This window comes from Microbulbifer mixtoriginis (SeqCode) (genome assembly GCF_052466865.1).
This window is the reverse complement of the sequence record NZ_CP174293.1, coordinates 1,582,563-1,598,471: the sequence shown is the minus strand read 5'-3', so window position 1 is coordinate 1,598,471 and position 15,909 is coordinate 1,582,563. Positions and strand designations below refer to the sequence as shown.

The 15,909-nt window shown below is 46.9% G+C and carries 14 protein-coding genes; 6 read left to right on the top strand and 8 right to left on the bottom strand.

Going from position 1 to position 15,909, the window contains the following annotated elements; genetic code table 11:
• Positions 1-43: 43 nt before the first annotated feature.
• Positions 44-1,537: a Na+/H+ antiporter NhaA gene (nhaA, locus tag ACJJJA_RS07175; protein WP_444888360.1), complete on the bottom strand. Its 1,494-nt coding sequence runs from the start codon at positions 1,535-1,537 to the stop codon at positions 44-46.
• A 124-nt stretch (positions 1,538-1,661) separates the two neighbouring features.
• Between nhaA and ACJJJA_RS07170 the strand changes: the two genes are divergently transcribed.
• Complete coding sequence (locus tag ACJJJA_RS07170; RefSeq protein WP_444888359.1) at positions 1,662-2,423, top strand: TlyA family RNA methyltransferase; 762 nt, start codon at positions 1,662-1,664, stop codon at positions 2,421-2,423.
• Between the two features lie 306 nt (positions 2,424-2,729).
• The gene (locus ACJJJA_RS07165) at positions 2,730-3,233 is read left to right on the top strand and encodes a thermonuclease family protein (RefSeq protein WP_444904149.1); all 504 of its coding nucleotides are present in this window, start codon (positions 2,730-2,732) and stop codon (positions 3,231-3,233) included.
• Between the two features lie 161 nt (positions 3,234-3,394).
• Here ACJJJA_RS07165 and ACJJJA_RS07160 read toward each other — a convergent pair whose 3' ends face one another.
• Complete coding sequence (locus tag ACJJJA_RS07160; protein WP_444904148.1) at positions 3,395-4,786, bottom strand: amidohydrolase family protein; 1,392 nt, start codon at positions 4,784-4,786, stop codon at positions 3,395-3,397.
• Between the two features lie 984 nt (positions 4,787-5,770).
• Between ACJJJA_RS07160 and ACJJJA_RS07155 the strand changes: the two genes are divergently transcribed.
• Entirely contained in the window at positions 5,771-6,835 is a 1,065-nt protein-coding gene (locus tag ACJJJA_RS07155) for a bile salt hydrolase (RefSeq protein WP_444904147.1), read from the top strand.
• Positions 6,836-6,954: 119 nt separating this feature from the next.
• On the opposite strand, the gene ACJJJA_RS07150 is transcribed toward ACJJJA_RS07155, so the two are convergent.
• The 3 genes from ACJJJA_RS07150 to ACJJJA_RS07140 all read right to left on the bottom strand — a co-directional run bounded on the left by ACJJJA_RS07150 (position 6,955) and on the right by ACJJJA_RS07140 (position 8,407).
• Positions 6,955-7,350, bottom strand: a complete 396-nt coding sequence (locus ACJJJA_RS07150; RefSeq protein ID WP_444904146.1) for a GNAT family N-acetyltransferase — start codon at positions 7,348-7,350, stop codon at positions 6,955-6,957.
• A gap of 49 nt (positions 7,351-7,399) precedes the next feature.
• The gene (locus tag ACJJJA_RS07145; RefSeq protein ID WP_444898793.1) at positions 7,400-7,867 is read right to left on the bottom strand and encodes an OsmC family protein; all 468 of its coding nucleotides are present in this window, start codon (positions 7,865-7,867) and stop codon (positions 7,400-7,402) included.
• 195 nt (positions 7,868-8,062) lie between these two features.
• Complete coding sequence (locus ACJJJA_RS07140; protein ID WP_444904145.1) at positions 8,063-8,407, bottom strand: 4a-hydroxytetrahydrobiopterin dehydratase; 345 nt, start codon at positions 8,405-8,407, stop codon at positions 8,063-8,065.
• A 351-nt stretch (positions 8,408-8,758) separates the two neighbouring features.
• Between ACJJJA_RS07140 and ACJJJA_RS07135 the strand changes: the two genes are divergently transcribed.
• Positions 8,759-10,495, top strand: a complete 1,737-nt coding sequence (locus ACJJJA_RS07135) for a DUF885 domain-containing protein (protein WP_444904144.1) — start codon at positions 8,759-8,761, stop codon at positions 10,493-10,495.
• A gap of 20 nt (positions 10,496-10,515) precedes the next feature.
• Here ACJJJA_RS07135 and ACJJJA_RS07130 read toward each other — a convergent pair whose 3' ends face one another.
• On the bottom strand, positions 10,516-11,202 hold the full coding sequence (locus ACJJJA_RS07130) for a sterol desaturase family protein (RefSeq protein ID WP_444904143.1): 687 nt from the start codon (positions 11,200-11,202) through the stop codon (positions 10,516-10,518).
• A gap of 212 nt (positions 11,203-11,414) precedes the next feature.
• On the opposite strand from ACJJJA_RS07130, the gene ACJJJA_RS07125 reads away from it, so the two are divergent.
• The gene (locus tag ACJJJA_RS07125; RefSeq protein ID WP_444904142.1) at positions 11,415-12,332 is read left to right on the top strand and encodes a LysR substrate-binding domain-containing protein; all 918 of its coding nucleotides are present in this window, start codon (positions 11,415-11,417) and stop codon (positions 12,330-12,332) included.
• A 187-nt stretch (positions 12,333-12,519) separates the two neighbouring features.
• Here the strand turns inward: ACJJJA_RS07125 and ACJJJA_RS07120 are convergent, their stop codons facing one another.
• The gene (locus ACJJJA_RS07120; protein ID WP_444904141.1) at positions 12,520-14,028 is read right to left on the bottom strand and encodes a fumarate hydratase; all 1,509 of its coding nucleotides are present in this window, start codon (positions 14,026-14,028) and stop codon (positions 12,520-12,522) included.
• Positions 14,029-14,169: 141 nt separating this feature from the next.
• Positions 14,170-14,925: a Clp protease/crotonase-like domain-containing protein gene (locus tag ACJJJA_RS07115; protein ID WP_444904140.1), complete on the bottom strand. Its 756-nt coding sequence runs from the start codon at positions 14,923-14,925 to the stop codon at positions 14,170-14,172.
• A gap of 330 nt (positions 14,926-15,255) precedes the next feature.
• On the opposite strand from ACJJJA_RS07115, the gene sodB reads away from it, so the two are divergent.
• Positions 15,256-15,837, top strand: a complete 582-nt coding sequence (gene sodB / locus ACJJJA_RS07110; protein ID WP_252085033.1) for a superoxide dismutase [Fe] — start codon at positions 15,256-15,258, stop codon at positions 15,835-15,837.
• Positions 15,838-15,909 lie beyond the last annotated feature (72 nt).

Below are 15,909 nucleotides of genomic sequence, written 5' to 3'. Positions count from 1 at the left end.
CCCCAAAACGGCCTGCTATGGCAGGACCAGGCCGGGAAGCCCCTCAACGTTGACGACCGGGATTTTCCTGAGCGGAGCTATCTTGCTTCTCTAAGCCTTCTTGCTGAGCTTCACTGCCCCCCGCAGGCTCAGGTTCCCGACCATCGGTCTGTACATCAAACTCTTCGGTAACCGGCGCAGTGCGCAGTACCAGGAAACCAGCGATACCGGCAATTACAGAAGCCAGCAAGATACCTGCCTTGGCCTGATTCAGCAGGTTGTTCTGGTAACTGAACGCCAATTCGGCAATAAAGATCGACATAGTAAAGCCGATACCGCCGAGTAATGCCACGCCAATGATATGCTGAAAATTAGCCAACTTAGGTAAGCTGCCCAAGCCTAATTTCCAACCGATCCAAGTAGCCCCCACAATCCCAATCAGCTTTCCGAATACCAGCCCAGCGATTACCCCCAGGGTTACCGGGTTGAAAACTGCACTTGAGCTAGTAAAGCTATCGAAGGGAATACCTGCATTAGCGAGCGCAAAGATGGGAATCACCAGAAAGCCAACCGGAGTGTGCAGGCGGGTTTCCATACGCTGCAGAGGAGACTGCGCCAGGTTAACGCCACTGCCTAGGGCCATAACCCGTGCGCGTAAGGCATCATTGGCAATGATTTTATCACCGGGACGGAAACAGCGATCGAAGCTGCGGATAATATCTTTAACAAAGGTACTAAACGCCACTGGATCGTACTTGGGCTTCGCCGGCAGCGCCATTGCAGTTATTACCCCCGCAATGGTGGCGTGAACTCCGGCCAGATAAAATTCATACCACAGCAGAATGCCCACAAATACATAGGGGGGGGAGTTACGCACGCCAGCCGCCTTCAGCAACCACATAATCACAACCAGGCAACCCGCAGCGATCAGCGCGGTCATATTTACCTGCTCTGTATACCAGATAGCGATCACCAGAATGGCGCCCAAGTCATCAACAATAGCCAGAGCCACTAAGAAAGTCACAACCGCGCGAGGCACACGATTACCCAATAAGGCAATACAGCCCACGGCAAAAGCAATGTCCGTGGCCATGGGGATGCCCCAACCGCGCTCCGCCTCACCGCCAGCATTGAATGCTGCATAAATCAATGCCGGCACCACCATGCCACCGATTGCCGCCATCACAGGTAGTACCGCATGGCGTAAATCGGACAGCTCCCCTACCATAAATTCCCGCTTGAGCTCCAAGCCCACTAAAAAAAAGAAGATCGTCATTAGACCTTCATTAATCCAGTGGTGTAGCGATAAAGAAAACTCCCAATTTCCCACAGTGAAACTGATGGGCATATGCAAAAGGGTTATGTAGACATCTTCCAGGGGGGAGTTTGCGATAATGAGCGCCGCCAGCGCAGAAAGCATCAGTAAAATACCACTGCTGCTCTGCCGGTGGATAAACTCTTCAAAAGGTGTCACCAGGCGCCCAAAAGCCTGTTCTAAAGGCGCCTCAAAAACCTTTCCTTTGCGGATCTTGAACTTATTCAGAACGCTTTTTGCCATCGACAACCCCCTCTTTAGTAAAGAGTAGCCCGACTAGAAACGGAGCCGCACTTCTACCTATGGGAGCCAGAGGTTAGCATGGCCACAGTATTCTTAACCATTTGACAGGACCCAGTAGCAAAACATGACCCGCTTGGACCAACTGCTAGTACAGAGAAAACTCGCCAATTCCCGCACCCACGCCAAGAAACTGGTCGAAGCCGGCAGGGTCACGCTATCCGAGGGCGGCCCCATGGAGCTGGCGCGCAAAGCTGGGCAATCCGTCAGTGAGAACTGCGCCTTAGAAGTCACTGCACTACCCGAAGATCAATATGTTTCCCGCGCCGGCCTAAAACTTGCCGCGATACTCGATCACACAGGATTAAATCCTATGGGCTGGCACGCCCTGGATGTAGGCTGCTCTACTGGAGGCTTTAGTGACTGCCTGTTGCAGAGAGGCGCCACTTCCGTAGTAGGGGTAGATGTAGGGCGAGATCAGCTAGCACAAAAACTAATAGATGATCCACGTATGCACCTCTTCGAAGGAATTAATGCCCGTTATTTAGAGGCATCACAGCTTTCTCCTTTCGCAGATACTGGCTTTGATGCCATCGTGATGGATGTATCCTTTATTTCCCAAACGTTGATACTGCCGCAGCTGCCTTCTTTACTAAAACCCGAAGGCCAGCTGTTGACCCTGGTAAAGCCACAATTCGAGGTGGGACCTGAGGGCATTGGTAAAGGGGGGGTGGTGCGTGATGCAAACCTCTACCCACAAGTACGCCAGAAAATTGCATATTTATGTGATGAATTAGGACTTGAGATTAAAGAATATATTGACAGCCCAATTAAAGGTGGCGATGGCAACCGGGAATTCTTACTCTGGGCTGCACATAGAGAAGCATGAGCTAAGAGAACAAAAAAAGTTTAGTATTACACCACTGAATCCACTTGAACGCTCTATCCTGACATAATTTTAATTTACGCTAGGGTCATCATATTTCGAGGGCCCTATCGATTACGTTTCAAAATAATAATTTCCAGACAGATCTTAGGTACCTACCGCTTAGAACTAAGAAACATCCTCATGTTAGCCTCTCAAAACACTCTCACCCTTTAACAAAAACTATTTATTACTATCACAATCTATAAATAAACACGTAATAAATACTCCCTATCCTGCGCACATAAAAAAACGACGCAGATAATCCCAATGGAAAGATTAATTTTGCTGTGTACACTCTCCACTTCATTACAAGCGGCTCCACTGACTAACTACAGGATAATAGACGGTGACACAGTTCACGGATATGTTTCTGGTGAATATGTTGAAATACGCCTTCAGTGCATTGATGCACCAGAAACCTATCCCAGCACGCAAATATATGGCCCAGAAGCTACTCAGACCCTGAATCATTTATTGTCATTTGGCACTGTGGATTTCCAATCGACAGGAAGGGATCAATACGGCAGAGAAACTGGCTATCTATTTGCAAATGGGTACAACATCAATCAAGAAATGGTTGCAAGAGGAGCCGCTTGGAATTACGCCTACTATTGCGGAGATAAATTCAAGATTGAACAAGACTCTGCATACTACTCCAATCTAGGGTTATGGGGCGAAATGGAAGCAAAAGACCCCTACTGCTTTCGCAAGAACCTAGATCACGATTTTTGCTATTACAATCCGGAAAACAACTTCTTTTTAGATGATTAAAAAATAAATTTTCTGAACATGAATTTTTACCCACTAAGCAAACAGCTCCCATAAAGCTCAAAATAAAAAATCATTAGAGCTACCAAACTGGTCTATAACTTACACCATACAGGAGTATATGGGACTGTTTGCTGATATTTTAAGAGGAGATTCCTTGGATTTTACCTTTGGGAGGTTGGGTAAGATTCTATTGCCTGTCCACCCTTTTTATAGAGGACTCCTCCTTTCATAACCAATGAGACATTGGATAGAAGGTTAATATGCCTCAGCGCATCCCCTCTTACTGCGATGATATCGGCAAATTTTCCTTTAGATATAGTCCCTGATTGGTCCGAAACCCCCATCATTACTGCGGGCCAGTAGGTAGCTGCTCGAATTGCATCCATAGCGGAAAAATTCATCTCTTCAACCAAAACGGCCAATTCGTTCCAAGTGCTTTGGCAATGAAATTTAGTTGGGATACCACTATCTGTCCCCACAAGAAACACCACACCAGCATCTTTAAGCTGGGAGATTTTCTTTTTCAAAGTTGGTTTACGTAAGGGAGTTAACTGCATGTACTGCAATTGCCCAGGGTTTCTCAATGACTGTTTAATATCGTCAATAGTGTCTGGTTTTAGTCCTTTGTGCCAGCATGTATCATCCAGCCTTTCCGGGTTATCCACAGTGTTACTATAGTTCCAGAGACCTTCTACGGTTGGAGTCCAGAAAAGCGGGCCTCCAGCAACGCGGCCCTTAGCAGTGCGCTCTTTTAATAACTGGATGATATCTTCAGGGTACTCAGGTGCTGTTGTCAGCCCTGTATGTTCAAAGTTATCGACACCTATGGCCAGCCCTCTGCGGATCTCATCTGGGCGGTGCGAATGAGCTACAACTTTTAAACCATGCTTATGGGCCTCATCCACGACCGTTTGAGCAACTTCTATAGTCATCTTGTCATGGTCAATCAGCTTAATTATATCGACACCAGCTGTTGCCAGTAAGTTTACTTTCTTTTTTGCTTCAGGGGCACTAGAGACTGACCAACGAAAAGCTTCAGTGCCAGGATAAACTTCATGTTGGATAAATGGTCCGGAAATAAATAGCCTTGGCCCGGCAATTTCACCAGAAATGATTTTGCGCTTTATCTCTAAAGATGCTTCTAGCGGAGCACCCAAATCACGAACACTAGTAACCCCGGCTAGCAGTAATTGTATTGCACTAGCAGGCATTATTTCATTGGTCAGGCGATGTAGGTAGTGTTTGTCCCAATGCACATAGTCCGAGTGTCCACTGAGCATTAGGTGAGCATGATTTTCCCAAAGTCCAGGTAAGACATCCATCCCCTCAGTAGAAATAATTTGATACCCGTCGGGGACGGGAAGTGTTTCAACCGTGCCAACTTCCTCAATTTTGTCTCCCCGAATTAAAATAACACTGTTTGCGATTGGCCGATTACCAAAACCATCGATCAGCCGCCCCCCCACAAGCGCACTTCTCGTCTCCGCCTGAATTGACAAGCTGAACAGCAACATAATACCAAGAGATGATGCCTTAATTATTTTTTTTATCATTAAAATTTCCTTCTTTTAGCTGGTGATAAATTCAAATCAACAAAACAGGATAAAAAGCCCCACTCAACTAAAAGCGCTTAACATGCATGACCTAAATAGGCATACCCAATAGCGCTTCATAGCTTTTTAACCAACATCGAATCGCATAGCTAGTTTTGACCTATATACACCCTACTAACTTAACGAGTAACACTGCAAAGACCATAAATCAGACAATACATTCATCTCTCACATAGTCTAAACAGTTATCTTATCTCTGAGTGTAAACATATTGCAGCATCGCTCACCATCAAGCCCATATTTCATAACGCATGATCAAATCCCGACATAATAGAGACAACATTAATTTTCACGACAAACTATCATTATATATAGTACTACACAACAAAATATACAGACCAAAATACAATCAAGAATATATAATGAGAAAATAAAAGATAAAAATATTCCGGTCAAAGAGCTGGGTCTGAAACATTAATTTTTTATGAATTTATAACTCAGTGGCGATCCTACCCACACGCAGTCGTTCACCTCTATTAATAAAGTATTAGAAAGAATAAAAATTAGACAGATCAAAAAAAACAAGCATCTAGAGAACTTACCGCAGCATCTATTGAAATTTTTGCAATCTACTTAACACAATTAACAACTAAACAACTTAGAATAAAACTCCTAAGAAGGAAATGATGACTACACCTAAAGACGACGTAATATCAACTTTCCAACCCTACAATAAATTACTCAAAACCATAAGGTCTCACGCACCTATATAAATTCCTAGCACATTGTTCAGAAACTTTTATCTTTCGGCAGAGATAGATAAGACCAACCTCACGAAACGCAAAAAAATCTCTTAAAAATTTGGAATCTACAAGCTTATCATGTATTTAATATTGGCTTTCTTGAAGCCAAGATAGACAGATATTCTTAGAAAAGACAACTAAACTACATGCTTTTAATCACCCTAAATATACGAGTTATGAAGTGATCAAAACAGCTACAAATAAAGTGTCGTTGATTATAACGTTGCTCCAATTTTCCTGGCCATCGATACTCTATGCATGCTCCCGGGTTACCTGGAATAATGAGCAAGGTGTTTTTGCCGCCAGATCAATGGATTGGGGACATTCTTTTGAGGATATTCTTTATATAAATCCTCGAGGTATGAAGATGGTCGGTGAGGACGGCCATAACCCCGCCAAATGGACTTCAAAATATGGAAGTGTTGTACAAAGTATTATTCCTTATGCCCGCCAATATGGCTTCTCAAATAATGACGGTGCTACCGACGGAATTAACGAGAAAGGTCTAACGGCACATATTCTATATCTTGGAGCAACCCGCTACGCCAAACCAAATAATACGCCAGGAGTATCCTATATGCGCTGGCTGCGTTTTATTCTCGATAACCATGCTACAGTCGCAGATGCCGTCATTGGGATGAAAAATATACGCATATCGCCAGTGAAAGTTGGTGACGAAGTACTTGGTGCACATATGGCAATAGAGGACCCAAGTGGTGATTCAGCTATCTTCGAAATAATCGATGGTAAATTAGTTGTACATCACGGTAAGAAATTTTCGGTCATGACAAATGACCCACCATATGGATGGCAGCTTCAAAACCTGCCTTTTTACCAAGGCTTTGGAGGGCTTAAATCTGTTCCTGGAGGGATTGATGGCGCTGACCGTTTTGTTAGATTATCTTACTATCAACACAATCTACCAAAACCTGCCAATGCTATTCAGGCAGTCTCTTACCTCCTAAGTGCAATCCGCACTGTGGCCGTTCCTTTTGGCGCACCTTATAGCCGTCCCAGTCAGGAAGAAGGAACTAAAGAACCAGCTACTTATCCCACTTGGTGGCTTTCGGTGATTGATTTAAACCGCCGAATTTACTATTTCAACTGGGTTAAAAATCCAAATATTGTTTGGGTAGATTTACATGGAATCGATTTTTCAAAGGGCACAGGAAAGCGGGTTGCCGACCCAAAGAACCCCAAATTGGTTGGAGATATCACGGATGTGTTTAAGCCACTAAAAAAGTGAACAGAAAGAAACACAAGGTGTACAAGTTACTCTAAAAACATCGCTGAATATAAAACACTCTACCCGATACCCAATATGGCCTTAATTACAGCCAAGAATTTACATACTTCGAAATAAATCTACTTCAACATGTACATCCCTTCACTTTCAGGGCTGCTTAACTTAAAGCCAAACTTCTCGTACAGCTCCGGTACATCCGCCATAAGGGTAATATAAGCAGAAGGAAGCGCTTCACGATCCAAATAAGACATAATGTGTTCCATCACAACCTTTCCCAACCCTTGACCTTGAAAAGTTGGGGCGACAGCGACATCCACAATCTCAAAATTTAAGGCTCCATCACCAACCACCCGCCCCATGGCAATGGTGGTTGAACGAATTTGAATATGAATGCCATAGAGACTATTTGGCAACCCCTTCTCTGCGGCCTCCCGACTTCTTGGGGATAGCCCACTAATCTGCCTGAGGCGAAGAAAATCCTCAACTGAAGCCACAGTTTCAATAACTTTAAACATACTGCCGTCTACATGAGTATTTATGAAACCTACTCACTTCAATGAGTAGTTATACCTCCCGAATCTCAGTAACCACTTCCGTTTTTACGGAGTTAGCAATAAAGCACTGCTTGTGGGAAAGATGGTGGATTTTTTCCAATTGCTCGCGACTAGGTTTCTTTTCGCCAGAAAAGCGGATCAAAGGTCTCAGGGTGACCTTAGTCATGGCCAACTTACCCCCCCCTATTGTATCCATCACGCCTATCGCTTCATCGCGATACTCATCAATGACGAAACCCCTTTTTGCGGCAATTGCAAGGAAAAACAACATATGACAACTAGATAGCGACGCCACGAAAGCTTCTTCTGGGTCGACATTTTCTGGGTGTGAGTAGGGGATTGGGACAATATGGGGAGATGAAGAGGCTGGAACTGACAAACCGCCATCAAACTGCCAAGTATGAGCGCGGCTGTATTGATTGTCGGTAAAAATCTGGTCGTCACGTTGCCAGACCACTGTAGAAGTATACTCAGACAAAATCTCTCTCCTTCTATCCAGGGCACACACTTTCAACTATTGATATACAGGGCTACCGAACGACTCCACGACTCCGGAACCAGGAGGTGTTTAGGGGAGTGAATAGAACCGAAGGGTTCCTTCTAGGGCAACCTCAGTTTAGAAATGACGCGGGATGGCAGAAAATTGGGCGCTAGATGCGCCCTTGGGAGATGCTTAGTCTGCATCTACTTGCTGGTCGGTGCGCGCAGCCATAATAAAATCATTCTTATGCAACCCCTTGGCCTCATGGCTCCACCAGGTCACGGTTACCTTACCCCACTCAGTAAGCAGTGCCGGGTGGTGGCCCACTTCTTCTGCGATGGCACCTACACGGTTAGTAAACGCCAAGGCCTGCTTGAAACTCCGGAACTTGAACACGCGCTCCAGCTGCATAATGCCGTCGCGGGTCATTGGCGTCCAATCAGGAATTTGGCGCAGCAATCCTGGCAGCTCGTCATCGCTGACGAGAGGGGCATCGGCGCGGCAGGCTTCACACTGTTGTTGGGCTAGCTCAGTCATGAATAAATCCTCAAAACCTTGTTTATTATCGGTTATTTCACGTGGGGCTCACTCTAACCGGGGCTCTTCCACGACACAAGCGCAGACGTTAAAAACGCATTATCTACGGTTTTCACTCGCCAATATGGGACAGTGTGCTAAATGCTTGGATATCAATTCACGGTGTAAACAACCATTGTCAGGCTGATCAAGGGTCTCCGGCCGATATGATAATTTTTAAGCAGATACACAAGCGTTTATAAACCCCTTTTGGCAAGGATCGCCATGAAAGCCCCTCTTAAACTGTTGATTTTGACGTCGCTCACTCTTGTTTGTGCCTGCGGCCCCCAAGGTACCGATAGGAAGCGCATAGTGCCCCCTCAAGTTGAAACGATGATTGAAATGCGTGCCGAGATGGAACTGGCCTTTCAGCAGCTGAGCCAACAGTTCGTTAACGGTCTGTGGAAACTATTTCCTTCCTGGGCAGTCCGCGAAGGCTATTATGAGGCTGCCATACATTTACAAGTGCCTGACAAGGCCTTCCGCGCCTATCTATTGGACTTCGCTCAAACTTATGAACGCAAGTTCGCCGCTCTGGATAGTGAATTACTCAGTATTTCTTCCCTCACCGATATGGCGCTTATTATGAATTTCCTACAGCGCCTGCAGTGGGAATATACCACCTTCAAATCCTACCAGTGGGACCCCTCCATATATAACGTATCCCATCCTTTTGCCCTGATTTTAAATACCGAGTACGCCCCCCTCAAAAACCGACTGCGCACCTTCAATACGCGTATGCGCTTGGTTCCCGATTACTACCAAGCCGCAAAGCAGGCTATCCGTAGGCCCGCCGCGCCACAATTAATGTTGGCTATTCAGCAGAACGAAGGTGCCCTGGAAGTTTTTGGGACTAGGGTAGAAAACCTGGTAGAAAGCAGCCAGATGTTTGATGATGAAAAAGAAGTATTCAGGCAACGTCTGCACGCCTCCCGTGAAGCGATAAAAGACTATGTAAACTTTTTAAAAAATTTACAAACCAGCCTGGAAAAATCTGGAAGGTTTCGTGATTTCCGTATTGGAGAAAAGCTATATGAAGAAAAATTCCGCTTTGATATTCAGATTGATACCAGTGCCAGCGCCCTCTACCTGCGTGCTTTGGAAGAAAAAAAACAGGTCCACAGTAAAATGGCGGCGCTCACCGAGCAACTTTGGCCCAAACATTTTCCCGATACCCAGGCACCATCGAATCAAATGGAAAAGGTCCGGCGCCTACTCGAAAAACTATCCCTTAATCATGCCAGTAAAGATACATTCAAAGAGGTGATAGAAAAGCAAATACCACAGCTGGCAAACTTTGTCATACAGCACAATCTACTCGACCTGGACAAAGAAAAGCCACTAATAGTACGCACTACCCCCCCCTATCTACGCGGCTTTGCTGTTGCCTCTATCAATGCGCCTGGTCCCTACGATAAGGATGCCAATACCTATTACAATGTGTTGCCCATAGAGAATTACAGTGACGAGCAAGCGAATAGCCTGCTGCGGGAATATAACCATTACACTTTGCAAATACTGAACATTCACGAAGCCATCCCCGGTCACTATACCCAGTTGGTTTATGCCAACCAGTCTCCGAGTATTATTAAAACCATCTTCGGTAACAGCGCCATGATTGAAGGCTGGGCGGTCTATGCCGAACGTATGATGCTGGAGGCTGGATACGGGGATTTTTCGCCGGAACTCTGGCTGATGTACTACAAGTGGAATTTACGCGTGATTACCAACACCATTTTGGATTACGGTGTACAAGTTAAGGGGATGACAGAAGCCGAAGCAATGAATTTAATGGTTGATGGGGCTTTTCAACAACGGGCTGAGGCGGAGGGGAAGTGGCGTAGAGCAACTCTCAGCCAGGTTCAACTCACCAGCTATTTTGCCGGATTTACAGATATCCTTGCCTTGCGCGAAGAAGTAAAGAATAAGCTCGGAGATAAATTCAACTTAAAGGAATTCCATGAAAGCTTTCTAAGTTTTGGCAGTGCGCCAGTGCCGATTATTCGAGAACTAATGTTGACCCAACTGGAGAAGACGGGTTCTATTTGAACCAAACACTCTGTAGAGCTCTAACTCTCACTCTTCTGACAAGATCCAATAGATTTCCAGTGAAAAGTGCCCAGCAAAAGATCAAACAGAGGGATAGTCAAATTAAAATTACATTCATTCATCCATTTACGTTGATGATGTATGCGATGCAATTGAGCCAACTCACGCAGAACGGGAACTCGATGGAACCAATGATTTAGAGGCTGGTGGTATCCCAAGTGCAACAATTCATAACCCAAATGATTTACTACCATAGTCACAATCAAGAGGTAACCAGCATTTATCGAAAAAAGTATGGAGAAAAAGTATCCTAAAATTGGCGCAATCACTAAAGCAAGAGTCGCAGTTAAATAAATGGGGAAAAGTACTATTCTCCAGTCTTTGGTAGAGTCAATAGAAAATAGGGGTGGAGAGAAAAAACTGTGATGATCCCCGGTATGTCTGCGATAAAACAGCCCTGCAATCCGAATCTTTTTATGACCAGCCCAACGGTGACTAGCGTATTCAGAAAAATTATATATAACCGTCCCTGCGGGGATCACTAACAGCTCCCAAGTTTTTAACAAATCCAATTGAAACATGCAGAAAATACAAACTCCGGCACCAATAGCTAGAATACCCATCAGATGAAGCCATCCATGGTAACGGCCTTTCACTCGTGCCCTGTATCCAGCCCTGAAAGGGGCCGCATCATGATTGATCGACATATTTGCTCCTTTTTATTAGCGTTGGAATTCCGTAAAACTATATAAACAATCAAAACCCGGCAGTTTGATTACATCCATCTAATAGCGATGTACAGAGTGCCCCTCATCATTTGCACTAGAAAATCTAAGAATTTGATTGACCAGAAATATAATCAGGCGGATGATTGAATTCTAATAAATAATAATTAACAGCATTATTTGTGAGACTGATAATGTCGAATCATCTCAGATCAATGGACTTGAATTTACTGCCTGTATTTGATGCCCTGATGGTCGAACGCAACCTGACTAGGGCTGCAGTAAAGCTACACATGAGCCAACCTGCAGTAAGTGCTGCCTTAAAGCGTTTGAGATCCACCTATAACGATGCACTTTTTATCCGCACCGCAAAAGGCCTACGCCCTACCGAGCGTGCGCTGACACTACACCCTTCCATTCACACGGCTCTTGGAGCAGTGAGATCAAGCTTCCGGCAGCTCGACTTTGAACATCGCGGGGCAGAACGGGATTTTTCGATTGTTCTACCCGATGTGGTGGAAACCCTTATGATTCCAGGACTCAGTGCCTGGCTACGAGAGTATGCACCAGGGATAAAGCTCACAATATTACCTGACGAATCAGAGATGACTTCCAGAATGGTAAGCAATGGAGAAGTCGACTTAATTGTCGATTATTTACCATTAGAATCTCCCAATTACAGCAGTCTGATTATTGCCGAAGAAGAATTGGTGGTGATCGCAGGGGAGCATAATGAGAAGGTAGGAAAATCCATCTCTGAGGCGGATTTTAAATCAATACCACAAATATCATTGCTGAGAGGAAACCCCGTAGGCTCACCGATGGAGAGGCTAGCCAGACCGAATAAATTGCAGCGCAATATTTGCCTGCGTGTCCCTCACCTATCCTCCTTTCCTCATATAGTCGCCACCACCGATTTAATTGCCGTTGTACCCGCAAGGATGATGAAGTCCTCTCATTACCGAGCATTACCTGTTCGTACAATTGAACTGCCTATGGATTTTCCCAAGGTCAGCCTGCAGCTGATTTGGCATAAGTCACAAACCAACAACCCCGCCCATCGCTGGCTAAGAGAAACCATTTTGCAGCTTTACCCAGAGCTGGGGATGTAGAGGCTTTTGGAGTGGGCTGTACCAGGATGAATCTAATTGAGGCATCAGGTTAGACTTTTACTATGCTTGTTTTACCGTGGCTAGCTGAGAAGACAACCTAGTCCCGCCAAACTTAATCCCTAAAAGCTTGAAGACAAAAAAAAGCCGGGAACCTCGCGGACCCGGCTTGTTTAAATTGGGGCAGCCCTTAGGCGATACCCTCCTCGATTTTCGCCTTCCAGATCAATGGTCCCGTGGTATGCACAGACTCACCTTGGCTATCGACTGCTACGGTTACTGGCATGTCCTCCACCTCAAACTCGTAGATGGCTTCCATACCCAGCTCCGGAAAGCCAATTACCTTGGAGGCTTTAATCGCCTGAGCCACCAAATACGCAGCGCCACCCACAGCCATTAGGTACACCGCTTTATTGTCACGAATCGCTTCAATTGCCATTGGGCCACGCTCTGCCTTACCGATCATCCCTTGCAGGCCGGTCTCTTCGAGCATGGTGCGGGTAAATTTATCCATACGGGTGGCGGTAGTTGGGCCTGCGGGGCCAACTACTTCATCGCGCACAGGATCTACCGGCCCTACGTAATAGATAAAGCGGCCAGTCAGGTCCACTGGCAGCTTCTCCCCCTTCGCTAGGATATCCACCATTTTCTTGTGAGCGGCGTCGCGACCAGTAAGCATCTTGCCATTCAGCAGCAAGGTTTCACCGGGCTGCCAGCTCTGTACATCCTCTGCAGTAACGGTATCCAGGTTGACACGGCGAGTATTGCTGCCAGCTTCTCGAGTAATTTCCGGCCAGTCTTCCAGCTTCGGCGGAGTCTGGCGCGCAGGGCCAGAGCCATCAAGAGTGAAGTGGGTATGACGAGTGGCGGCGCAGTTGGGAATAATTGCTACGGCCTTATTTGCTGCGTGAGTGGGATAATCCTTCACTTTCACGTCCAAGACAGTGGTCAAGCCACCCAGGCCCTGGGCACCAATACCCAGCTTGTTGACAGAATCGTATAGTTCCAGGCGCAACTCTTCGGCACGGTTGGAGGCACCGCGCTCCTGCAACTCCTGGATATCGATAGGGTCGAGCAGGGATTCTTTGGCCAGCAACATAGCTTTCTCAGCAGTACCGCCAATGCCAATACCCAGCATGCCCGGCGGACACCAGCCCGCCCCCATCTGAGGCACCATCTTCAGAACCCAATCCACTACAGAATCAGAGGGGTTGAGCATGGCAAATTTGGTTTTGGCTTCACTGCCACCACCTTTGGCTGCCACATACACTTCCACAGTTTCACCAGGAACGATTTCATAATGAATCACTGCCGGAGTGTTATCGCCGGTATTCTTACGGGCGCCATCTGGGTCGGCAAGAATAGAGGCGCGCAACACGTTGCTGGCATTTTGATAAGCGCGGCGCACACCTTCGTTGACCATGTCGGTAACGCTCATGTCCGCTTCCCAACGCACATTCATACCCACTTTCAACTTCACGGTGACAATGCCGGTATCCTGGCAGATAGGGCGGTGGCCCTCGGCACACATCCGTGAATTGATCAGGATCTGGGCCATGGCGTCTTTAGCCGCCGGGTTGACCTCTTTCTCATAAGCCTTGTTCAGGGCCTGAATGAAGTCCTGTGGGTGGTAGTAAGAGATAAATTGCAGCGCATCAGCAACGCTGTCGATCAGATCATCCTGGCGGATAGTGGTCATGCCCAACTCCGATTAACGTCTCAAGGCCGGCGATTCTACACGAAATGTAAGGTTATTGGCCTGTTATTAAAATGGCGATAAATTTTCCACAGGCAATAAAAAAGGCGAACCCAAGGTTCGCCTTTTCTAGCCCCTGAAAAACTACATTGAGGAGGCTGTAGGCTCACTGGACTGCAGAGAGCGAATCGCATCGCGCAGTTGTACCAGATCTTTGTTCACCGAGCGACGGTAGGCATCAATAGACTCCACTGCCTCTTCATTGGCTCCGACACGCATAGTCAGATCACTGCGCACAGAGGCCAGCTGACGCTCCAGGCGTGAAATTTTGTCAGTCATCTCACGCTTGCTCTCGATACTGCCTTTACGCAATTCCGCCAGGGCAGATTCAACCGCAGCAATCTTTTTCACACTGGCATCGAGGCTACCGAGCTTGCTGTTGAGTGAAGCAACCTGTTTCTTGTTGGCTTCGTTTGCGGCCTTGTTGGCTGCAATACTCTTGCGGTTGGTATCGTAAGCCACCCCCCAAAGCTTGCGGATCTCGGAGGAGTTCTCCTTGGCCTTGGCGCTCAGCACCTCAACGGAGGCTGTAGACTCCTCATCAGAGAGACTAAAGCGCTTCTCCAGCTCAGCAATCCGGTTCTCGGCATCGGCTATGCGATTCTCCGCGTTGAACAGCTGGGTACGGCTTTCCTGCCACTGCTGGTAGAGGAAACCAGAAGCAGCAAGTCCCCCCATGGCTAAGACCAAGGCACAGAGGCCTAGGAAGGAGAAGCCACCGCGGCGCTCCTCAACGATCACTTGTGGTTCCTGGGCCTGCTCGCTGCGCTCAGGAGAGCTGGGCTCCAGTGCGGGTTCGATGGCGGCGCTGCCGTCCAGTGTGGGCTCTCTACGTTGCATGTATCAATACACCCGGTAACTAATCTGGTGGGTTCGGTACTGGTCAGTTCGGGATTGTCCCGCCCGGCACCGCTAAATTCATTACTTAGAGACAATCAAGCCGGGACAGATTCGTCGAATTATGCGGCAGTTATACCAAAAATTGACGAAAAAGTAATCGGCCATAAGTAAGAATAGACGACAGCAAAACATTGGTGTCATCAAACACCACCCCTTGAGTTCGAGGAAAACGTCCCAAAATCCCCTATTCTACTGCGCCGGCTTAATTCTGGCATACGGCGCGTGTAGAATGCTCTCACCAATAACCCTAAACAAAGGAAGGAAGACACCATGGCTTTCGAATTGCCCGAACTCCCCTACGCGATGAATGCCCTGGCCCCCCATATCTCTGAAGAGACTCTGGAGTACCACTACGGTAAACACCACAAGACTTACGTTGACAAGCTGAATGGTCTGCTGGAAGGCACTGCTGACGCCGATAAATCCCTGGAAGAAGTGATCAAATCCTCTTCCGGTGGTGTATTTAACAATGCCGCACAAGTATGGAACCACACTTTCTACTGGAACTGCCTGAGCCCCAACGGCGGCGGCGAAGCCACTGGCGCTGTTGCAGAAGCTATCACCGCAGCATTCGGCAGCTTTGACAAGTTCAAGGAAGAGTTCACCACCAGCGCGGTAAACAACTTTGGCTCTGGCTGGACCTGGCTGGTGAAAAAAGCCGATGGTTCAGTAGCTATCGTCAACACTTCCAACGCAGCCACTCCGCTGACTGATGAAGGCGTTACCCCACTGCTGACCTGCGACGTATGGGAACACGCTTACTACATCGATTACCGCAACCTGCGTCCTAAGTACATGGAAGCTTTCTGGGCGCTGGTGAACTGGGAATTTGTAAACCAGAATTTCGCCTAATCGCGGAATTACCTAAAAAGCGGGCAGTGCCCGCTTTTTTTATGGGAGGAAATCACTCCCGACATGGCTTCA